18 protein-coding genes are annotated in these 21,104 nt (G+C 37.4%); 3 read left to right on the top strand and 15 right to left on the bottom strand.

All coding sequences use genetic code 11. The annotated features are described in order from the left end of the window. Window positions 1-319: 319 nt before the first annotated feature. Entirely contained in the window at window positions 320-1,162 is an 843-nt protein-coding gene (locus NST97_RS14185) for a LysR family transcriptional regulator (protein WP_340732459.1), read from the top strand. A 687-nt stretch (window positions 1,163-1,849) separates the two neighbouring features. Here the strand turns inward: NST97_RS14185 and NST97_RS14180 are convergent. The 8 genes from NST97_RS14180 to NST97_RS14145 all read right to left on the bottom strand — a co-directional run bounded on the left by NST97_RS14180 (window position 1,850) and on the right by NST97_RS14145 (window position 11,330). Beyond that, window positions 1,850-2,848: a PLP-dependent cysteine synthase family protein gene (locus NST97_RS14180; protein WP_341343367.1), complete on the bottom strand. Its 999-nt coding sequence runs from the start codon at window positions 2,846-2,848 to the stop codon at window positions 1,850-1,852. Window positions 2,849-2,991: 143 nt separating this feature from the next. Next, window positions 2,992-4,158: an amidohydrolase gene (locus NST97_RS14175; protein WP_327856035.1), complete on the bottom strand. Its 1,167-nt coding sequence runs from the start codon at window positions 4,156-4,158 to the stop codon at window positions 2,992-2,994. A gap of 13 nt (window positions 4,159-4,171) precedes the next feature. Next, window positions 4,172-4,696: a GNAT family N-acetyltransferase gene (locus NST97_RS14170; RefSeq protein ID WP_327856034.1), complete on the bottom strand. Its 525-nt coding sequence runs from the start codon at window positions 4,694-4,696 to the stop codon at window positions 4,172-4,174. A gap of 248 nt (window positions 4,697-4,944) precedes the next feature. Then, the gene (locus NST97_RS14165) at window positions 4,945-5,856 is read right to left on the bottom strand and encodes a LysR family transcriptional regulator (protein WP_327856033.1); all 912 of its coding nucleotides are present in this window, start codon (window positions 5,854-5,856) and stop codon (window positions 4,945-4,947) included. Window positions 5,857-7,328: 1,472 nt separating this feature from the next. Beyond that, complete coding sequence (locus NST97_RS14160) at window positions 7,329-7,586, bottom strand: glutaredoxin family protein (RefSeq protein ID WP_327856032.1); 258 nt, start codon at window positions 7,584-7,586, stop codon at window positions 7,329-7,331. A gap of 67 nt (window positions 7,587-7,653) precedes the next feature. Continuing rightward, entirely contained in the window at window positions 7,654-8,988 is a 1,335-nt protein-coding gene (locus tag NST97_RS14155) for an LLM class flavin-dependent oxidoreductase (RefSeq protein ID WP_327856031.1), read from the bottom strand. A gap of 23 nt (window positions 8,989-9,011) precedes the next feature. Beyond that, complete coding sequence (locus tag NST97_RS14150; protein WP_327856030.1) at window positions 9,012-10,055, bottom strand: MsnO8 family LLM class oxidoreductase; 1,044 nt, start codon at window positions 10,053-10,055, stop codon at window positions 9,012-9,014. A 216-nt stretch (window positions 10,056-10,271) separates the two neighbouring features. Continuing rightward, the gene (locus NST97_RS14145) at window positions 10,272-11,330 is read right to left on the bottom strand and encodes an ABC transporter substrate-binding protein (protein WP_341343366.1); all 1,059 of its coding nucleotides are present in this window, start codon (window positions 11,328-11,330) and stop codon (window positions 10,272-10,274) included. Between the two features lie 243 nt (window positions 11,331-11,573). Here NST97_RS14145 and NST97_RS14140 point away from each other — a divergent pair, with 243 nt between their 5' ends. Further along, window positions 11,574-12,143, top strand: a complete 570-nt coding sequence (locus NST97_RS14140; RefSeq protein WP_339193918.1) for a peroxiredoxin family protein — start codon at window positions 11,574-11,576, stop codon at window positions 12,141-12,143. A 24-nt stretch (window positions 12,144-12,167) separates the two neighbouring features. Here NST97_RS14140 and NST97_RS14135 read toward each other — a convergent pair whose 3' ends face one another. The 3 genes from NST97_RS14135 to NST97_RS14125 are packed head-to-tail and all read right to left on the bottom strand — an operon-like array spanning window position 12,168 to window position 14,428. Beyond that, on the bottom strand, window positions 12,168-12,611 hold the full coding sequence (locus NST97_RS14135) for a FixH family protein (RefSeq protein WP_341343365.1): 444 nt from the start codon (window positions 12,609-12,611) through the stop codon (window positions 12,168-12,170). 24 nt (window positions 12,612-12,635) lie between these two features. Then, complete coding sequence (locus tag NST97_RS14130; protein WP_327856026.1) at window positions 12,636-13,430, bottom strand: ABC transporter ATP-binding protein; 795 nt, start codon at window positions 13,428-13,430, stop codon at window positions 12,636-12,638. Further along, entirely contained in the window at window positions 13,424-14,428 is a 1,005-nt protein-coding gene (locus NST97_RS14125) for an ABC transporter permease (RefSeq protein ID WP_327856025.1), read from the bottom strand. Before NST97_RS14125 ends, NST97_RS14130 begins: the two co-directional genes overlap by 7 nt. Window positions 14,429-16,453: 2,025 nt before the next feature. Between NST97_RS14125 and NST97_RS14120 the strand changes: the two genes are divergently transcribed. Next, on the top strand, window positions 16,454-17,830 hold the full coding sequence (locus NST97_RS14120; protein WP_341343364.1) for an amino acid permease: 1,377 nt from the start codon (window positions 16,454-16,456) through the stop codon (window positions 17,828-17,830). A gap of 318 nt (window positions 17,831-18,148) precedes the next feature. On the opposite strand, the gene resA is transcribed toward NST97_RS14120, so the two are convergent. The 4 genes from resA to NST97_RS14100 all read right to left on the bottom strand — a co-directional run bounded on the left by resA (window position 18,149) and on the right by NST97_RS14100 (window position 21,089). Then, the gene (gene resA / locus NST97_RS14115) at window positions 18,149-18,691 is read right to left on the bottom strand and encodes a thiol-disulfide oxidoreductase ResA (protein WP_341343363.1); all 543 of its coding nucleotides are present in this window, start codon (window positions 18,689-18,691) and stop codon (window positions 18,149-18,151) included. A 19-nt stretch (window positions 18,692-18,710) separates the two neighbouring features. Continuing rightward, complete coding sequence (locus tag NST97_RS14110) at window positions 18,711-19,097, bottom strand: FixH family protein (RefSeq protein ID WP_341343362.1); 387 nt, start codon at window positions 19,095-19,097, stop codon at window positions 18,711-18,713. Between the two features lie 87 nt (window positions 19,098-19,184). Next, window positions 19,185-19,955 carry an ABC transporter permease gene (locus tag NST97_RS14105; RefSeq protein ID WP_341343361.1) on the bottom strand — a complete coding sequence of 257 codons (771 nt, stop codon included), beginning with the start codon at window positions 19,953-19,955 and terminating at the stop codon, window positions 19,185-19,187. Between the two features lie 15 nt (window positions 19,956-19,970). Then, window positions 19,971-21,089, bottom strand: a complete 1,119-nt coding sequence (locus NST97_RS14100) for an ABC transporter substrate-binding protein (RefSeq protein ID WP_341343360.1) — start codon at window positions 21,087-21,089, stop codon at window positions 19,971-19,973. Window positions 21,090-21,104: the final 15 nt, after the last annotated feature.

Below are 21,104 nucleotides of genomic sequence, written 5' to 3'. Positions count from 1 at the left end.
AATGCCATTCATACGATTTGGTCAGCAGCAGAAAAAACGATCACCCAAAACTTAGTGAAACATCAGTTGTCCGGCTTTTTTATTTCTCTTGTTCCCATCCTTCCATCCTAAAATTCACATTATTGGACTGAAATCATGTTGTTCATTCAAGCTGCTTCTACATTCATCTGAAATTGACTTGTATAAAGATGAAAATTTATTTTTTTAATATTTCGCAAATTGTCTTCTATAAATAGTTTATGACCCCATTTTGATGGTGTAAAATAGAAAAAAATGATAATTGTTGTTATGAATCAATTTGAGTGATGGGGGAGAAATAATGTTTGAGCTACAAGATTTAAGAATCATTGCAACAATAGCAAAAAATAAGGGGATTACGAAGGCTGCAAAAGAGCTTGGATATGTACAGCCCAATGTTACGGCTAGACTAAATAAATTAGAAAGCTGTTTAGGTTTTCCATTATTTATAAGAACCAAAAAAGAGGTTATTCTCACACCGAACGGCAAAGTCTTTCTTAACTATGCTAATTTGATTTTAAATTTGTGTCGCGAAGCTGAAAAAGCAATGAATAAACTGGCAATCCCCGATGGAGAATTAAACATAGGCTCCATGGAAACAACCTCCTATGTACGTCTTCCCCACATATTAAAACAATATTCAGCTAATTATCCTAATGTAAAAATTAAATTGCAAACCGGTACCACAAAAGAATTAATAGATAAGGTCTTACATCATGATATAGAGGGTGCATTTGTTGCTGGACCTGTTAATCATCCGGATCTTATCGAAAACGTTATTTTTAAAGAAAGACTGGTACTTATCACCAATACTCCTGACAATCCTCTTAAAAACAAGGAATGCACTTTAGTTGTATTTAAAGAAGGGTGTTACTATCGAGAAGTGTTTACCAGAATCATGAACGACTATCATATAACGATTCAAAATGTCATAGAGGTAGACGCCGCACAAGCTATTTTAAATTGTGTTCGTGCAGGAGTTGGAATTTCTTTGATTCCCGAGTCTATGTCAAAATTAACAAAAAGTCTATACACATATCCCATTGATAAGGACTACGTAAACGTAGATACTGTGTTTATCACTCGTAAGTCACTTGCCAAAACATTAGCTTTTAACAAATTTGTTGAACTTTTAACTCTATAAAAATGAAGCAACAAGTTTTTTCAAGAAAATCATGAATGATTGAATTCATAAAATAGCTTTCTTTTCTTTTGATAAGTGACTCCTTTCCTCTGCGGCTTTACCCAACTATATCAAGACATACTTATCAAATTTAAGATGCGAAAGTTGAGTAAAATTCCGGCCTTATAAAAAATCCAAATTAAATATTCTGATCCCGAAAGGAAAGGTGAAACAATTTAATAAATATATAATGAAAAAAAATCTTGGAAAGACGATAGGAGGTGCAAAGAAAGGAAAACATAAGGAAGAAAACTAAATTTCATTCTTAAAGAACTACAAAGTTTAAACAAACTGGTAAATGATATAAAAACGGTAATGATTAGGAGAAATAGTCGGCGCGATTCGTAACCGCAAAGAAATACAGTGCAAGCTGGAAGCTTTTCAATAAAAGTTCATTAAAATAAACAGTGTAGCTAATGGTTATACGAAAAAATAGATGCAATTGTTAAAAGTCAACATGAGACACTTGCACTTCGTTAAATTGAGCAAGAATCAGAACTTTGTAAGTTAAGTGAAATCAGCTTGGACATAATCACTGTCTGGCTGAATTGAATTAGAAAACTTCCTCCAATTGTACAATGGGTTGTTCAAAAACCTTTAAAGCAAGCGGGGACAGTCCCCTCTTGTAAGCAACTGCCCCTACTTCCCTTATTCAAAAAGGTCAGTTGATAAATATCTCAATCCAGTATCCGGCAGGATTGTAACAATTCTTTTCCCTTTGTTTTCTTGACGTTTAGCTAACTGCGTTGCTGCCCATATGGCTGCACCTGAGGAAGTTCCGACTAGAATACCATCGGATTTGGCCACGGCTCTTGCTGCTTCATAAGCTTGGCTTGTTTCCACTTCTATAACTTCATCAATCACATCCGTATGCACATTATCCGGAATTCTGTCCTCTTCTACATCTGAAAATCTGTGTACACCTGTTATTTCGATAATATCAGGATTTTCTAGAGTTGCAATAGATGCCCATCCTGGTTCTACTCCAACCACTTTTATATTTGGATTTTTCGACTTTAAGTACGCTCCTGCACCGCTGATAGTTCCGCCTGTACCTACAGTAGCTACAAAGATATCTATATTGCCATCTGTATCTTCCCAAATTTCCGGACCTGTGGTTTCTTTATGAATGTTAGGGTTTGCTTTGTTAGAAAGCTGGTCTAAAAAAACAACATTTTCTTCTTTTTCAACGACTTCCTTCCTGAAAACATTAATCGCTTTTACAAAGTCCCCATCTGTTTCTTCAATTGTTTCTGCAATTTGTGGAACATCGGAAAATGGTATGACTTCCGTTCCAAATGCCCTAATTACTTTTGTTCTTTCTTCACTCACCCCATCCTGTATATAAACTCTCAATTTGTATCCCTTTGAAGCTGCAATCGCTGCCAATCCAATTCCTGTATTCCCGCTAGTCGTCTCTAAAATCGTAGCTCCTTCTTTTAGTACTCCCCGGTTTTCAGCGTCTTCAATCATTGCCTTTGCAATTCTATCTTTGACACTATTTGCCGGATTGAAGTACTCGAGTTTTGCAACAATTTCAGCCTTCAGTTGATGTTCCTTTTCATAATTCACGAGTTCCAATAGCGGCGTTCTGCCCACTAACTCAATAATTGATTTCTTAATTTTGTTTGTTGCAACCTTACTCATGCTCTTTTCCTCCCATCTTTGTTCACAAATTTATATTTATCCGATTTGAATAATGAGGTTTGAAAATAAAGTATCATGTTAAACCGTAAAATAGCAATACTTTAACTGATTCAAAAAAATATTCTATTAATAGAAAAGAATGATTAATAGGTTCTTGTTTGCAATTTTTCTAAAGTGATATGATTCAATAAATTTCTCGCACTTTCAGATAAAAAATAAGCCGCCTTTATAAGGGCTTTCTCATCGACTGTGAAGGCAGGATGATGCCAATCTTCAGTACCGCTTGTTCCAAAAAAGGCAAAAGTACCAGGAACAAGCTGCAAATAACTTGAAAAATCCTCTCCAGCCATCGATGGTTCAGGATCGATTACCTTTAACGGAAGCTGTTCAGCCGTTTGTTTTACGATCTCCGTTATCCTTTTATCATTAGCAAGGGGGGGAGGTCCTGTATACCAGGAAATAATTGATTCTTGGGAAAAGGCTGCTGCAACATGCTTTACTATAGTTTCGATCCTTTGTTTAACCTCTTCGCGGATAATTGGATCGAAAGTTCTCACTGTCCCCTCCAGTTTGACCTCTTCTGGAATCACATTCCATGTTTTACCGGCTTCTATTTTTGTCACACTTATAACGGCACTTTCCAATGGTGAAACATTCCGGCTAACTATACTCTGCAGTGCAGTGATTAGGTGTGCAGAAGCAACGACAGGATCCTTTCCTGTATGAGGAAGAGCCCCGTGGCCTCCTTTGCCGCGAATGGTGACATACAGGCGATCTACAGCTGCCATTAATGGCCCTTCTTTCAATCCGACCGTTCCTACTGGAAGATCCGGCTTGTTGTGCAGTCCTATAATCGCATCAACCCCATCCAACTGACCGTCCCTAATCACCTTGACAGCTCCGCCTCCTGTTTCCTCTGCAGGCTGAAAAATCAACCTTATTGCGCCATGAAGCTCTGATTCCGATTCCTTTAACAAATAGGCTGCCCCAATCGCAGCTGCCGTGTGAAAATCATGGCCGCATGCATGCATTACTCCTTTGATTTTGGATGCATAAGGAAGCCCTGTTTGTTCTTCAATCGGCAAAGCATCAATGTCCGCCCGGATAGCTACAACCGGTCCGCTTTTCTTCCCCTTAATTTCTGCAAAAACACCTGTTGGGAGTTTGGTCTTGCGAATTTCAATGCCTTCTTCAAGAAGCCAATTTTGAATCGCTTTAGTTGTTTCGAACTCTTCTTTTGATAATTCCGGATACTGATGCAAATGGCGCCTAATCTCGATTAAGCGCGTTTCTAATTCTTTCTCATTCATGCGATCACACCCCTTATAAATCTAAGCGGAAGCACTTTACTAAATAATCTGATTTTTGGAATTCCTTCGTCTGATCACGTTTAAAACCCAGCCATTCATACAGTCTGATCGCTTTATGCATTTTATCGCTTGAATGGAGGTACAAGCTTTTTGCTCCCAGTTCTTTCGCATATGCAATACTGGCTTTTAATAACTCCTGGGCCACCCCGCGTCCTCTTGCTTTAGGATGAACACCAAGCAGCCTCACGATTGGTGCTTGAATGTCAAGTTCCGGTATACCATAAGCTTGCTCCGATGAACGAAACAGCTGCAGTGAACCAAGTACTTCCTTGCCGCTCTTTGCAACCAAAATTTTATCTACTTTAGGATTATCAACCGAAGCCTTAATTTCCTCCAAATAATCCTTCCATACTTGCGGATCCGTATATTCTGTTTCGTACTCTAAATAACTTTCTACTAAAATACGACGCACCTCTTCTTTATCTTCCTCCGCTAGTTCTGATACAACAATTTGCTCTGCAAGTTTGGGATCTGACAATGTAAACCCCCCTTTTCTAATTTTTTTACTTTCTCTCCACCCTTTCATCGGGATTGTGATAGCAACAAAATGCTTATTTTTCACCTCCGACCAAATAAAGATTTGGACTTGCTTTTCCTTTCAATTCTAAATTTTAAGTTTTCCGATGAGATTAATTAAATTGTTTTCAAGTATGCTAACATTGAAAAAGCAAAAACATCAATACTTTTACTGATAGAAAAAAATATTGTTTTCATTAAGAAATTTAATCATCTAGCCAGCTGTTTTTCTCTTTGTCTTCCTTCATTAAACATTTCTACTGTTATGAGAATGTCATTCCAAATCTTAGAATAATCAAAACTATTTTCTAAATAGGCAGCAATAATCGGCTGGTTAATTTGAATAATATTAGAGATATCAATTTCAATAAGTTCTCCTCTTTCTAGTTCTTGTTTAATGCTTAAGTAGGGCAAAAAGCCGATGCCGTTTCCGCTTCTAATGAACGACTTAGCCACTGCAAGATGATCAACCAAAAATTCAATACGGGGCTCCAGCTTCGATACCTCAAATAGTTTGTAAACACGGTTCCAGTCAAAGGCACCACATTCAAAGAATACTAATGGCTCTGCGGCTAACTGCTGAACCGTTACACCATTTTGCCGCTCAAAAGGATGACCTGGAAAAACAACTAATCGAACAGAATTGTCAAGAAGCTCCTGCTTGTGAATGCCGCGATGGGGTGTATCTCTCATAAAGGCAATATCAATTTGATTTTGAAGAAGTTTTTCGAGCAAGATCTCGTTTGAAGCCGAAATAAGTTTAAAACGCAACTCCGGATTTGCTTTTTTTAACAGAGGAAGGGCAAAAGGAAGAAAATATTGTGAAGTAATGATATTGGCCCCGATCACAATTTCATTTTTTCTGTTTTCTTTTTTAAATAAATTTTTCCCTTGGCGGTATGTGCGGATGATTCGTTCTGCATAAGGGATAAATGCTTTCCCTTCTTCCGTTAAAATCATACTTCTGCCTTTTCGTAAAAACAGTTGTGTTCCAAGGTCGCGTTCTAATGTTTTAATCCTTGCTGTAATAGTCGGCTGGGATAGGTACAATGCGTCTGCCGCCTTATGGATGCTCTCCAAATGAACGACATACATAAATGCTTCAAGATATTCAATATTCATATCTTTCATCCCCACTTTAGAAATTATGAATTAACTATAAAGACTAAAAAACGATATCTTTTCAGACCATCTTAATCCCTGTTTTCCCCCGCCTGGATCAGTTACAGATTTAACCTTTTTTCATAACTAAAAAGGAGGAACCCAGTCCAAGAATCATCTTGAATTGAGAGCCTCCAGTTTTCCGGTTGGCCATATGGATTTTAAAATCAACAACCTTTCAGCATGTACTCTCGTTTAATACTAAGAAAGATAATTGATCACAACATGCTGAAAAATAAATCGCTATGAAATCTCTGTGAATTCTTCTTTCATCTGACATTTCCATTCCTCCCGATTTTTCGACAAAACCTATAAAATCAATGGGAATAATTTTGTTTATCTACTAATATAAACCTTATTTACTTTTATTGTCAACAAAAAATTAAGACTTTTCGTAAAAATTAGATTTTTTATAGTCCTCTAAAACACAATTTTTACAGCCTTTTTCCATTTTTCAGATATGCTATTAAAGCTATACAATTCTTGTTATTGTCCTCGAGATTGAGAAAAAACGAATGATTGTACTTTGGAGGTTCTGAATTTTTATGCATCATCGTAAAGACGGCATCGTTTAATGCTTCCTCCGTTGTATTCGAAATATGCAACACTCTTGCCACCGGTCCAATCAGGCTTTTTAGGTTCATTGCCGTAATAACCAAGCCTCTCGCGGTATGTTCAATCAACTTATCCATAGGATGAAAGTATTTGATGAAAAAATCGGGTCTCTATTTTTCGGTTAGGTTCACTAGAAAGCTTACTTGAAGCACTGCTTAGCCAAATTCGCATCTGTTTTGAAACGATTGCGGCAGAATCGTCACTTTTTCAATGGAGGTCTGTATTTATCGGACCTCGTAACATGTTCTCTTCATTTCATAACTTTTTAAGAAGGTAATATCGCTCCGCAATGGATGATTTCCAACGCTCATCCTCTCTTATGCCAAAAGCGGATTGTGGCTGGGATCATTTCTTTGTCCGATGATCATATTAACCGACCTGCTGAAAGATTGTCCAACGTGAAATTGTTTCTATAACACGGACGGTATTAAGAATGATAACGGCAACAGTTGTCAGAAGCCGGATTTTTGAATTTTTTTGGCACAATGGCCCACTCAAGAACCGCTGTTGGGAAAATACAATGTCTCTCATCAACACCATTACCGCAAAACCAAATTTTTAGGAAAAGATGTTTAATACCTTTTTGAAATACTTGCTGCTCTGTCAAAGTCTTGTCTGTTACACTATTTGAATGTTTATTCATTAAATAAAACGAATTTCATGATAAACCTCCAAGATTTATGGAGTGTGATACGGCAGATCTTAAAGACAATTTTCTAGCATTTCATATTTAAAATATGATCAATTTGCTGGAAAATTGCCATCATGGAATGCTGCTTGATTGGCTATTTACTAGGATTTTAACAACCATATTGTTATTAAGTTCTTTCAAGTGCTTTTTCCAGATATTCTAAGCCCAATTCTGTTATCCCTTTATATACGGATCCTTCTCCAATTTCTACAACAGGCACATGACGAACACCGTATTTGATCTCCAAAATATCCCGATATTCATCATGATTGGTTACATCCACTGTTTGATAAGGAATACCTTTATTCTCTAAATAATTTTTGACCTCTGCACAATACTTGCAGCTTTGCTTTGACCAGACAATAACGGATAATTCTTTACTCAACGGTTATGCCTCCTTAAATGTATTTTACTAGACGGAACTTTTTCTATCCGAGTTTCTTCTATAAATCTTATTGTTTTAATGCTTCAATTGTATATCTATTTACAGGGAAGGGAAGCCCTAAATTGCCCCGTAAGGTATCTGCCTCGTATTCAGTACGGAAGATTCCTCGTTTCTGAAGGATCGGAACAACATGATCTACAAAATCCTCCAGCGTATTTGGTACGGTCACAGTTAAGTTAAACCCATCAGCCCCTCTTTCCTCAAACCATTGCTGCACTAAGTCTGCTATTTTTTCCGGAGTTCCAATGAAAGGGGATCTAGGTGTAGTTTCCCTTAAGGCCACTTGACGAAGCGTTAAATTTTGCTCTTTTGCTTCCCTCTTGATTCGATCTGTTGTACTTTGGAAGCTGTTTTTACCTATATCGCCAATGTCAGGGAAAGGTGCATCCAAGTCATATTGGGAAAAGTCATGATGATCAAAATATCGTCCTAAGTAATCAAGTGCTTTGTCAATCGATACTAAATTGGCAATTTCCTCGTACTTCCGTTCTGCTTCTTCCTCCGTTGAGCCAATTATCGGAGAGAAGCCTGGCAAAATAACAATATCATCTGGATTTCTTCCGTAAGCCCTTGCTCTGTTTTTCACATCGCGATAAAATTCCTTCGCTTCCTCTAATGTTGGATGTCCCGTAAAAATTGCATCGGCCTCTTTAGCAGCCAAGTCTTTTCCTGCTTCCGAAGAGCCTGCCTGAAAAATAACCGGGTGGCCTTGCTTAGACCTGGAAATGTTAAGGGGACCTTGAACAGAGAAAAATTCCCCTTTATGATTTAATCGGTGCATTTTGGAAGGATCAAAAAATACGCCTGATTCTTTGTCTCTTATAAATGCATCATCTTCCCAAGAATCCCACAGGCCCTTGACCACCTGTAAAAATTCAGCAGCAATGCGGTAACGTGTAGGATGATCAGGATGTTCTTCAACCGTTTTGTTATAATTTAAAGCTGTCTTTTCAAGAGGGGTCGTGACTACATTCCATCCTGCACGTCCATGGCTGATATGATCGAGGGAAGCAAATTGCCGGGCTACTGTAAATGGCTCACTGTAGGAAGTGGAAACGGTTCCTATCAGACCGATATGGGAAGTAACCGCAGCAAGTGCAGACAAAATAGTAATCGGTTCAAACCTGTTTAAAAAATGTGGAATTGATTTTTCGTTGATATATAAGCCATCTGCAATAAACACTAAATCGAACTTTCCTTCCTCTGCTTTTTGTGCCTGTCTCTTATAAAAGTCAAAACTGATACTTGCATCAGGCTGAACGTCCGGATGCCTCCAGGCGGCAATATGTCCTCCAACTCCATGAATAAGTACACCAAATTTCAATTTTCTTTCCTTCGACATGATAGACCCTCCCTTTGATAAAGTTAAAAAACATATTCCCCATTTTCGGCATTGTTGTTATCTGACGAATTACCTTTTTCTAATTGTTGAGGGCTCAACAATTCAAATGACCTAAATCGTTCTTCTTTTTTTAAAATTGGGGTGTGTAAAATAAACTCATCTATTCCCAATTTAAGGTGAAGTTCATTTAAAATCTTAAATACATATGAAGGAGTCCCCGATACAATATTGGAATCCTGTTCTTCTAGTTTGTAAGGTTCTCCAGACTGCTTGCCAAACAATTCTCCTTGCTCCATTGTTAAAACTCTAACCGTTCTTCCACTCTGCAAAGTAACTTTCACAATTTTGCCGTAGTCCCTTGCTAGTAATTCAGCTTCTTGCTGTTCAGGAGCAGCTACGACGCCAATTCCCACCATAAACCTTCCTTTAGGAAAAAGTTCATGGTATATATTTGCAGCCCTTTCCAGTTCGTTATGGTCACTGTTAAAAAAGAGCCCATAAACAAACGGTGTTTCGTATTCAGCAGCCAGCTTGGCGCTCGATGCACTTGCACCAAGTAAAATTAATTCCGGCTTTATCGGAGGAAGAGGGGTTGCTTGAATACCCGCAAGTGGATGGGATTCTTCGACTGAATCTTCAATTAATTTTTTCAAAAAGGAAAAACGGCTTTCGAAATCACTTCCATCGTTTAATGTTCCATACTGGAGCGCCCTTGTTGACAGCGGAAGTCCTCCAGGTGCTTTTCCAATTCCTAAATCTACTCTCCCTGGCGCTAAATTAGATAACACATGGAAATTTTCTGCCACTTTGTACGGACTGTAGTGCTGAAGCAGAACACCTCCAGATCCGACCCGAATCGTCTTCGTATGTGCCAGTAAATAGGATATGAGTATTTCAGGTGAAGCCCCTGCTAGTTGATCCGTGTAATGATGTTCAGACAGCCAAAAACGTAAATACCCCCATTTTTCAGCATTTTTGGCCAAATTTACTGTTTCTTGTAAAGCTTCCGCCGCAGAGGTTTCCGGAAAGATAGGGCTTTGATCTAAAATGCTAAGCTCATAACTCATTTTTCTTCCTCCTATTTTCATTTCATACTTTTTCAGTATGAATAGTTCACATTAATTAGGATTAATCCTATCACCTAAATCCATCCATCTGCAATAGTTTCCATGATAGAAAAAATATAATATATTGATAGAAAATTTTAATGAAAACAATTTTTTACTACATACTTAATCCCCCATCTGTGATGGTCTGACGGGGGATTTAGGTCTATGCCATAATTAATGACCGTTATAGTCAGGGATTGCCTTGAAGAACATTCTTTCAAATAGTTCTTTCTCATCAGTAGTCGGTTCAAGAATTCCCTGCTCTTTTTGTTCTTTAATGAAGAATTTTACACTTTCCTCTGCTGTTAGCACACCAGGTTTCCAATGATATCCGCCAATCAGTTTTCCTGCTTCTTGAGCATCTACAGGAACATGTTTTGCATCTGCTACGATATGTCCTGCTTCACCTGTATTGTGACCTACCCAGTCTGCAGCTTTCAAAAGTGCTCGTGTTAAAGCAGCTGCTGTTTCAGGATCTTCTTTTGCCAGTCGTCCGTTGATGACAGAGTAGCAGCAATATCCAGATTTAAATGGTTCGTCATGAGCATTGCTCAGCAAGCGGTGAAATTTTCCTGTGTCAAGTGCCTTTTGGGCAGCCGGATCCCATGTAATAAATGCATCAATTTCCCCTTTTTCTGCTGCTGTGGCTAGCTGCGGACCAGGATATACTTTCCACTCAACATCTTTTTTTGGATCAATGCCCGCTTTCTTTAACTGAATAGTTAGAGTAATTTGCGGTCCTCCCCCTATTAAGTCGATCCCGATTCTTTTCCCTTTCAAGTCTTTAATTTCTTTAATACCTGAACTTTTCAAGGTTGCAGCTTGAATACATCCCGCATGCAAACCGCCGGTCAGCTTCACATCCAGTCCTTGTTCAATTGGTTTAAACCAGGCGAAATTCCCGACAGTCGCGTCCACTTTTCCGGAAGCAATTCCATTTTTCAGCGTTTCAAAATCCATTTTTACAAGCTCTACATCCAATCCTTCTTTCTCGAAGAAACCTTTTGTTTCTGCTGAGAATATCGGTGCTTCACATGGAGAAGTACCTGCGTGGGCTAAGGTTATTTTCTTGATTTTTTTATCCCCTTGTTGCTGATCACCTTGTGCAGTGGTTTGTCCAACATTCCCCCCGCTGCTTTGTTGTTCAGATTGACATCCTGAAAATACACTTATTCCAACAATCAGTCCTGCTGCAAAAATCAATTTTGTCTTTTTTGATAATGTGTTTTTCATTTTCCTCTCCTATCCTCCCATTCTAAATTTTTTCGCTAAAATGATAGATTAGCCCTGATAGAATCGAATCGCCCCCTGCCTTACATAAGATTCAAGAATTTTTATATCAAAGACCGAAGTTCGGTCTTTGCAAACTAATCGGAAAATTCGAAAGAATCAAATAACTATGTTGACATCCTCTCAAACTAAATTTATAGTAAACATATCTGAATAATATAATTTAGACAAGGAAGTGGATAATTGATGAAAAAATCCATTCAAATCTTTTTGTTTAGCATATTTTTCCTGCTCATTGGCTTCACAATATACTCTCAGCTCTTTTCAAATCAGAACGATGAAAAAAGAGCATCGGGACAAACAGAACAAAAGGAATACCCGGATATAGGATACTTAGCTCCTTCCTTTTCCTTAAAAGGACTTGACGGTAAAACCCATGAGCTCAAGGACTATCTTGACAAGCCCGTTGTTCTTAACTTTTGGGCCTCCTGGTGTCCGCCTTGTATCGAGGAAGCACCCAATTTTGTCAAGTTGCACAATGAATACGGCAAGAATGTCCATATTTTGACTGTCAACTTGACCTCTATAGATGATTTACAAGCTGCAAAAATCTTTGCGGAGGAGTTTGGATTTGTTTTTCCAGTGCTTCTTGATGAAGATGGAAGTGTGGCAAAACGATACCACATCAAGCCCATTCCAGCTACATTCTTCATTAATCAAGAAGGAACCATTGTCGACGGAGCATATGGCGGACTTACCTGGTCCGATTTAGAATCCCGAACCAAAGAATTAATCCAAACGGATTCTTCTGCATAGATAGCCTTTACGGCTGTCTTTTTATTATTGGATTGTAAATTGGAATGTTTGCATTTGGTGCGAATACAAAGTACTTACATGGGCAATGAGACTGTAAGTTCCAGCCTCTGAAAATTGTCCTTTAAGAGTATACGTTCCCTTAGAATCCGATTTTGTATTCATAAAAAGTGGTTCATTTAGTCCTTCCTTCCAAATTTCAAACACAACCTCTGCATCTGTAACAGATTTCCCCTTAGATGTTACTTTTACTGATAACGCAGCAGCCTCATTAACCTGAAGCTCTTTTGGATTCGTTGAGAATTCCATTGTTAGATCTGTTCCGGTTTCGGCCATCCCGCTCTCAATAGGCTCTGTAGACTTATCTTTTTTTTGTAAATCACCCGATGCTTTATTTTCAGAACAACAAATCAAAAGGACACTTAACGAACATATAACGAAAAAAGTGAAAATTAATTTTATTTTTTTCATGGGTGAAACCTCTTCAATTTTCGATTAAATGGTATATTCCGGTTGCGGTATGTCAGGGACAATATGCAAAGTTTCCAATATTCTTGATCTATACTCAAAAAACTCAACACTGTTTCTCAATCTTGGGCGGGGCAAATCAATTTTGATAATTTCTTTGATTTTAGCCGGTCTTGGCGTCATGACGATAACACGGTCGCTTAAATAGACTGCCTCGTCAATATCATGGGTGACGAAAACCATCGTTGTTCCCCGCTCTTTCCAAATGCGCAAGATTTCATCCTGCAAATTCATTCTTGTAAATGCATCCAATGCACCAAGGGGCTCATCAAGAAGGAGGACCTTAGGATGATTAACAAGGGCTCTTGCTAATGCCACCCGTTGTGCCATCCCTCCCGAGAGCTGATGAGGATAAACTTTTTCAAATCCTTTTAATCCAACCAAATCAATAAATGTATCTACTTCTTCTTTTTTGTTCTTCAGAAGTCCCCTTGCCTGAAGGCCTGTTGCCACATTATCCCACACTGTTTTCCATGGAAACAGGGTAGGATCCTGAAATACAAGGCCGCGGGAATAATGAGGACCCTTAATTTCTTCACCATCTAAGGCTATGCTCCCCGTTGTAGGGTAATCTAAACCTGTGATAAGGCGTAATAATGTAGATTTCCCACATCCGCTTGGACCGATAAGGGAAATAAATTCCCCTGGTTCAATTTCTAAATTCACTTGATTTAACGTAACGATTTTTTGTTTAGCATTGTCTTCAAATATTCGTGACACATTGTGAATAGAAATATGTCCACCTTTTTCCGATCTTACCATTTCATCATCCCCTTCTGATAAATCAAGATGCGATCTCTGATTTTAAAGAATATTGCAATAATACAGGAAAATAAAACTGCCATAATCAACAATGCTGCGTACACCTTGTAATATTCCGCCCATCCTTGTGCCCATTGTATATACCAGCCCAGTCCTGCCTTAACCCCAAGCATTTCAGCAACAATTAAGGTGACGAATGAAACTCCAAGTCCCATAAACAGCCCTACAAAAATAGATGGGAAGGCCGATGGAATAGCTACCCGAAGAATTAAGTATCTTTCATTTGCCCCAAGTGTTTTTGCAACTTCAAAATAGGAATTGCTTACGCTTGCAACACCAGTCCATGTCATAATAGAAACAGAAAACCATGTACTTAGCGCAATCAAGAATGTACTTGCCGAAAAACTGTTTGGAAAAACAACCAACACAACAGGAATCCATGCAGTTGCTGGTACCGGTCCGATTAAACGCAAAAAAGGATTTACCCAATAACGGAATTTTTGATACCAAGCCAGCAGAATACCTGTTATGAAACCGACCAATGCCCCGATCAAATACCCGATAAATAAAAGTCTCAAGGAATGAAGAGTACTAATAGCTAGTAAACCTTTATCTTTAATGATTGCTTCAAAAATCTTAACCGGTGATGGAAAAAAGGGCATCGGCAAGAGATTCAATTTTTGCGTAATGATCTCCCAAACAATTAAAATCACAAACACAAAAGTTAGAAATGGCGATTTGTTCTCCAGCCAGTTAAAAACTGATTTATTAGAAAAACCAACGGCAATCAAAACAATAGAGAAAAATAAAACAATTAATAAAAGCCAGCTATATTGAGGCTGCACAGAGATGATCTGTTTATCAGGCAAAAATTGATGTTGAATAAGCGTGATGATGATAACAACTGGTAGTAAAGCGACTTTCGTTTTTTCCCTAATGGATAAAGGTTTTTTATCCTCTGTTTTCAAGGAAATTTTTTCAACTGCTTCTACATTCATTTGTATCCTCCTTTGTTCTTGTAATGGATAACATTTGGATCACCTTGATGATTATTTTTTTACGGATCCTCATCTCCTTTTACAAAAATTATTCCTATTTTTCAGGTACGAATAATTTGTTTTAGTCGATTTTTAGACTTATCCTATCATCAAATCCTTTGAGTAGCAACATATTCCATGATAGAAAGAATTTTTGTTTACCAAAAAAAAATCTATTAATCTCGCAAAAAACGTTTAATAACGTTGTTTTTAAAACCAATCTGAAAGATCTGTTTTAAATAAAAGAACTGCAACAGGTAAAATGGTTAACAAGCCTGAATGTTAGCTGCGGAAAAAAATGATAAAAGTGAGAGTTTTCTAGTGGAATGAAAGCGAAACAACATAAGGGCATTGTACATGATCTGGATAGTTGAGAAGTCAAATGCAGTTAAATTATCATTAAGGAAATAGTTCAATGTTAATAAGAATCATAGCTTCTCTGGCAATGATGCTTAGTATGATACAATATGGAATTAGTCTAACGAACCGCATTATACTGAAACCTCTTCAGATTTTTTAATAGTCTCATAGCAATTAACAAGAAATTTAATTGATTTCTCAGAAGAATTATAAAAACCCCCGCTCTTGTCCATGATTATCTCACGGATCCCGAGCAAAAAACCCTTTTGGTAAAGATCAATTGCTAATATGAAGACTAATTGAGAGAACACAAGAATTAAGGAGGAGCCTGAAAAAACGTTCAAATATTAATGAAGGAAATCAAAGGCATAAAAAATGAAATGCAAGAAACTAAAAGTAATCTTAAAAATGGAGAATCTCAACTTAACGAAAACACAAAACTGGCAAAAACCATTTACTCATTAACTTTCGCTAGGGGGTAGCGGACACTATGCTTGAGGTTTCTATCATATGTGTAAATTCGCTGCTAAATTAAACTTGATTGAATAAGCTGTCAATTCTTTACGTGTGTGATCAACACAACTTTAATTTTGCCTCTCCTTTTGTACCAATTTTTACCTAAATCAGTATTTGTGAAATGCAGCTTCATTTTCTAATCTTGAAAGGAAACTGCCACGAATTTCCTATTTCCAAATATAATCACCACTCTGAACAAAATTTATGGTAATATATTGAATATTGCAGCATGTTTATTTTACATTTTAGCTACTGCACTATTTATCGCAATAAGAGGCAGGATACTGCCACTCTAATTAGAGTAAACGAAAATCAAGAAGCAATAAATAGACAATAAAAGGTTTGTTTCACTTTTCTCATAGTCACAGCAAAATCGTGATGCTCATCCAATAGCGAAACATTTTAAAAACATGGCTTGTACTCTATATAACACCTTGTCAATGAATCTTTGGCATTTTTCTCGATGGATGGCAAGCGGTTGAAGTCTAGACTTGCCGCTATTTTTGTATTATCAAAAATTGAGGTGCTTGTCTCGTTTTTTGTGCACATTTTCACAAATAAATTCAGTTTGACTTGTTACATTAATTTTTGAAGCAAGGTTTCACTCATATTTTTTACACTTTTTCAACTGTGCCTTGCTTGTAATACTTGAACTTTGTTATTTTTTCTGTTCTTAAACAAACCGTGCCTTTATTACATCTGTCAATTTCCCAGCCGGTTGTAATAGGAATTGGCAGATTTCTCGGAGTATTTATTCGCGATTTTGCCTTACATGTTTGTAACCAGTAGTGCAGGAAAACTTGAATTAAATAGTTTATCTATAGGTTTATTTGATTCATAATAACGGAAGTAAGGAAAATGATTTGAACATTTTTCCTTTGTATCATTCAACAAATTGAACGTCTAAATTTGTCGTTTTATACAAAAAGAAATTGAAATATAGTATGATAAAATTTATTCAAATCTAAATGTAAGCGTCACAATTTGATTATCAAGAGGAGTTGCGGGGAATAATAACTTAAATTTTTCGATTATGAAATCTGACATATGATGACCTTCGCAACAGAACATTGAAAGGGATTTCATTTATAAACTTAAGGAGGAACGATCATGGAAAATCAGCTGCAAAGAGGTTTAAAAGAAAGACATATTACACTGATTGCATTAGGTTCTGCAATCGGAGTCGGGCTGTTTTTAGGATCTTCAAGCTCAATCAAGCTGGCAGGTCCCGGTATAATGTTATCCTACCTTTTCTGCGGAATCATTTTATTTTTCATTTTAAGAGCGTTAGGAGAAATGGCTGTCCATCATCCCGTTGCCGGTTCATTCAGCCAATACGCCAATGATTATCTTGGTAATCTGGCAGGATATATTACAGGGTGGAATTATTGGTTTGTATGGGTCATTACTTGTATGACCGAGCTGACAGCCGTTGGAATCTATATGGAATTTTGGTTTCCGGAGGTTCCGCGATGGATTTGGATTCTGGCAGCATTAATCATCATGATGAGCTTTAACTTTCTTCAAGTCAGTGCTTACGGTGAGTTGGAATTCTGGTTTGCCCTAATCAAAATTATTGCGATTATCTTTATGATCATTATTGGCCTTGGCATGATTTTTTTCGGATTCGGCAATAACGGAGTTCCTACAGGAATCAGCAATTTGTGGGAGCACGGCGGCTTTCTTCCTAACGGTCTTGAAGGCGTCTTAATGTCATTCCAAATGGTTATGTTTGCCTTTCTGGGAATCGAAATGATCGGCGTAACAGCCGGTGAAGCAAAGGATCCTGAAAAAACGCTGCCGAAAGCTATTAATTCTACTTTACTTCGCATTTTAATTTTTTACGTGGGTGCGCTGTTTGTTATTTTGTCCATCTATCCGTGGAATGAAATCGGGACAAGCGGAAGCCCCTTCGTTTTAACCTTCGACAAAATTGGCATCCCGGCTGCAGCAGGCATTATCAACTTTGTCGTTTTAACCGCAGCCCTTTCCTCCTGTAATACAGGAATTTTCAGTTCGGGACGTATGTTATACAACCTTTCCCATAATGGACAAGCTCCGAAGGCATTTGGCACATTAAACAAAAAAGGCGTTCCTTTTAGAGGGGTTATGGTTACATCAGCCGTTTTATTATTAGGAGTTCTGCTTAACTATTTAGTACCGGCTCAAGTATTTACTTGGATTGCATCTATCTCAACATTTGGCGCTTTATTGACTTGGTTTATTATTTTATTAGCACAATGGCGATTCCGAAAATCGATTACACCTGAACAACAAAAAAATATCAAATTTAAAACCCCGCTATACCCGTTATCCACTTTCATTGCAGGGGCGTTTCTCATATTTGTCGCAATTCTGCTCGGCTACTATCCAGACACAAGAATCGCCTTAATAGTCGGTCCGATTTGGGTTGCCATTTTAGTCATTGCATATTACGCTGCCAACTTGAATAAAAGACAAAACGAAGCTGAAGTGAAAGAGACTTGATCGTTTTGGACAGCGGTTCGCTATCGAATGTCTTACTTTTAAAAATGCGGTTTACAATTTTCTAACCGCCTGATCAATCGTTAAGAGGCCCCCATCTCTGATAGGGGTTCTCTTTTCGTTTTGATCTGGTATCTTTCGAAAAGGAGTCTATATTTTCAAACGATCTTTCAAGCTGCATTTAAAACTTTTTAAGGGGGACTGCAAATTTTTGAATAGTTCAATTACATTTATTAGGTTTACAGGCTATTAGCCATAATAAAGCCGAGGAAGCGATGACACTTGGAACAAATTATTCAATACCTGCAACACTTAATTCCATCATTTCGGAACGATACTGTCTAAATGTTGACGAACAGCCTCTTCGGTCATTTCGCCGGTAATTTTATCCACGATTTCTCCCTTTTCATTAATGAGAAAAGTAATCGGAAGGGTTTGAACTTTGTATAGATCGGCTGTATCTCCTTTCCAATCCAACAAAACGGGAAAACTCAATCCTTTTTTAGATACGAATTGATCCACTAATATTCTTGGTTCACCTACATCAACGGCCAGAATTTCAATTCCTTTATCTTTATAATCTTTATAAGCCGATTCCAAATACGGCATTTCTTTTTCACAAGGAGGACAATAGGTTGCCCAAAAGTTAAGCAGAACCCCTTTTCCTCGATAATCTTCTAAATTGACTTCATTCCCTTTTAAATCAATTAAAATAAAATTAGGAGCAAGGTTTGTTCCAGTTGAAGCAGTTGCTCCTTTGTCCTTAATAAAATTACTATAAATTGCGTAACCAATTCCTAAAACTAATATGGAAGTGATGAACCCCCTTATGAATAGCACCACCTGTTTTCTTTTATTATTCATTTAAATAGTCTGACTCCTTTCACTCCGTTAAATGAAATGAGAGAATGGGCATTTCATGAAGGCCTTGATAATCGACATGAGCAATCACTTGATGTTCACCTGGCTCAACAAATTTCACATCTAATTGATAGATTCCATCTGCGTTTGGCTCAACAGGCAATCTGCCGAAAGATACTCCATTTTCGATCACTTCAAACGTAACTTTGGCTTCTTCGCTCACATTTTCAGTCCCGTATGTCACTTTTGAAGTAAATGTCACTTTTTCATTCAGCTGAATCTGTTTTGGATCACTTTCTAATGTCACTTTTAATTCTGGCTCTTCACTATTTTTTTGTTGATTAGCTGAATTGGAACATCCAGCCAGCAATAACATGAACAGAACAAGAACCGTAACTATTAATCGCATCATACTACTCCTTTATGGAACGAAGACTCTTCCTTTTCTCATCAGCGCATTGCCGGGAAAAAGAAGAGTCTTACAATTATTATTTTTTTAATTGGCTTCATTTTTTAAATTTGTCCAGAACAGCAGACGCTTTTTGATTTTTTCAAAAACGATCATGGTAATCAGAATGACAATACTATTAAAAATAATTCCTGCCAGAACTAAATCATATTGAGTAAAATCGGTGTAATACTGTATAAAGCGACCCATTCCTGATTCAGCACCAAACATCTCTACCATTATTAAGACAATAAACGCGAATGCGAGAGATGTCCCGACTCCATTCAAAATTAACGGCGAGCTTGCTGGAAGAATCATTTTCAAAAACAAGTCTTTTCCCTTCAATCCGATTGTTTTTGCATTGTCCCAGTATGGTTTGTCTATTAAAAGCACCCCTTGAATCGTGCCGAGAAAAATAGGCCAAAACGTTGCAATGAATAAGATAAAAATCGAAGCCGATTTAAAAGATGGAAACAATGCAATTGCATACGGAACAAACAATGTCGGCGGAAGCGGGCTGAAAGTCTGGAAAAACGGCTCTAAAATGGCACGGAATCGATGATTCAAACCAAAGTATAAACCGCCGCCAATCCCTAATACGAGCGATAACACAAAACCAGGAACTAATAACCCCATTGAACTGACAAACCCTTGCAACAATTCCTTAATGGCTTTCACAAACGCCATGGCAACAATTTCAGGAGATGGAAAAATAACTGGATCAAGCAATTCAGTGAAATTTGTAATGTAAATCCATAGCCCAAGAAGGGCTACGGCGATCAGAGTTGAATAAATATAAACATGTAAAAACTTTTTCACAGTATCTCTCCTCCCCTATAAATTTTGTTTTTTAAATCTTTCTAATACCTTTTTGTAATATTCATCATTTGGATTTTCTTTAATTAGTTCGTCTAATGCCTGTTCATAAAAAGTCAGATTCAAATGAGAATTAACATCGATTTTCTTTGTATCCTCTTCTTTCACATATCCAATTTTTATCATTCTTTCCCACACTTCTAAAGTTTCTTTTTTATTCGGATCAGCTGAGTTAATTAAATGCGGCTCATTAACAATTTCATTAATCTGCTCTTTAGGTAAATTTTTAAATCTGTCTAATGAAGCTTCTAGATTTTTTTCAGGGCTTTCCAATTTCACACGTTCAGCTTTAATGAGAGCCTTCATAAATTTTTTATAAGCAATTGCTTGATCATCTGAAATCTCGCCTCTTACCGTCACACGGCAGCAGGCAGCATTTTTATCCAGATCATTAATCCATAGAATAGGAGCTAAACCTAATTTCAATGTTTTTGTTAAATGAGCTGTACCCGATACCCCGACATCAATTTTTCCTGTTTTTACAGCCTCAAGTATGGCAGACAACGTTTTAAATTCTACAAATTTTACATCCTTATGGATATCAATGCCTGCTTTCTGAAGCTCCGATTTAAAGTAAACATCATTCGTATGCAAAGGTATAGAACCTATTGTTTTTCCTTTAAAATCTTGTAACGTTTTATATTCGTCCTTATGTTCTTCTTTTACAACAATCGGATGTCCACCTTCCATATGACCGCCAATCAGCTCAAAATTTGAACCTTGGGCAATAAAATTCAGCGGAGCAGTTGAACCGAAAGTTAAGCCGATATCAATTTTTCCTGCCTGCAATGCATTTAATCCGTCTGCTGAACTTTGAAATGGCACCATTTCCACTTTTAAATTCTCTTCTTCAAAAAATCCTTGATCGATGGCAATATCCGCAAGAGGTGCACCATATATTGAACCATAACCAACTTTTAACTCATATGTTTTTTCGTTATCCTTCTCTTCAGCTTTTTCACTTGATGATGCATTTTGTTTTGATGCTGCTTCATTTGCAGTTTCTTTGCCGCCGCAAGCGGATAAAACTAAAATAGCTGATAAACCAATCCCGATTAGCCAATTTTTCTTTTTCATTTTTTTCCTCCTCTA

Origin of the sequence: Aeribacillus sp. FSL K6-1305 (assembly GCF_038050115.1) — a bacterium.
GTDB lineage: Bacteria > Bacillota > Bacilli > Bacillales > Aeribacillaceae > Aeribacillus > Aeribacillus composti.
This window is presented reverse-complemented; position numbering and strand designations above follow the sequence as displayed.

What these genes read in the sequence shown, in the direction of transcription:
- NST97_RS14185 (WP_340732459.1), top strand. Translation starts at nt 320, where the DNA reads ATGTTTGAGCTACAAGATTTAAGAATCATTGCAACAATAGCAAAAAAT.
- NST97_RS14180 (WP_341343367.1), bottom strand. Translation starts at nt 2,848, where the DNA reads ATGAGTAAGGTTGCAACAAACAAAATTAAGAAATCAATTATTGAGTTA.
- NST97_RS14175 (WP_327856035.1), bottom strand. Translation starts at nt 4,158, where the DNA reads ATGAATGAGAAAGAATTAGAAACGCGCTTAATCGAGATTAGGCGCCAT.
- NST97_RS14165 (WP_327856033.1), bottom strand. Translation starts at nt 5,856, where the DNA reads ATGAATATTGAATATCTTGAAGCATTTATGTATGTCGTTCATTTGGAG.
- NST97_RS14155 (WP_327856031.1), bottom strand. Translation starts at nt 8,988, where the DNA reads ATGTCGAAGGAAAGAAAATTGAAATTTGGTGTACTTATTCATGGAGTT.
- NST97_RS14150 (WP_327856030.1), bottom strand. Translation starts at nt 10,055, where the DNA reads ATGAGTTATGAGCTTAGCATTTTAGATCAAAGCCCTATCTTTCCGGAA.
- NST97_RS14145 (WP_341343366.1), bottom strand. Translation starts at nt 11,330, where the DNA reads ATGAAAAACACATTATCAAAAAAGACAAAATTGATTTTTGCAGCAGGA.
- NST97_RS14140 (WP_339193918.1), top strand. Translation starts at nt 11,574, where the DNA reads ATGAAAAAATCCATTCAAATCTTTTTGTTTAGCATATTTTTCCTGCTC.
- NST97_RS14135 (WP_341343365.1), bottom strand. Translation starts at nt 12,611, where the DNA reads ATGAAAAAAATAAAATTAATTTTCACTTTTTTCGTTATATGTTCGTTA.
- NST97_RS14130 (WP_327856026.1), bottom strand. Translation starts at nt 13,430, where the DNA reads ATGGTAAGATCGGAAAAAGGTGGACATATTTCTATTCACAATGTGTCA.
- NST97_RS14125 (WP_327856025.1), bottom strand. Translation starts at nt 14,428, where the DNA reads ATGAATGTAGAAGCAGTTGAAAAAATTTCCTTGAAAACAGAGGATAAA.
- NST97_RS14120 (WP_341343364.1), top strand. Translation starts at nt 16,454, where the DNA reads ATGGAAAATCAGCTGCAAAGAGGTTTAAAAGAAAGACATATTACACTG.
- resA (WP_341343363.1), bottom strand. Translation starts at nt 18,691, where the DNA reads ATGAATAATAAAAGAAAACAGGTGGTGCTATTCATAAGGGGGTTCATC.
- NST97_RS14110 (WP_341343362.1), bottom strand. Translation starts at nt 19,097, where the DNA reads ATGCGATTAATAGTTACGGTTCTTGTTCTGTTCATGTTATTGCTGGCT.
- NST97_RS14100 (WP_341343360.1), bottom strand. Translation starts at nt 21,089, where the DNA reads ATGAAAAAGAAAAATTGGCTAATCGGGATTGGTTTATCAGCTATTTTA.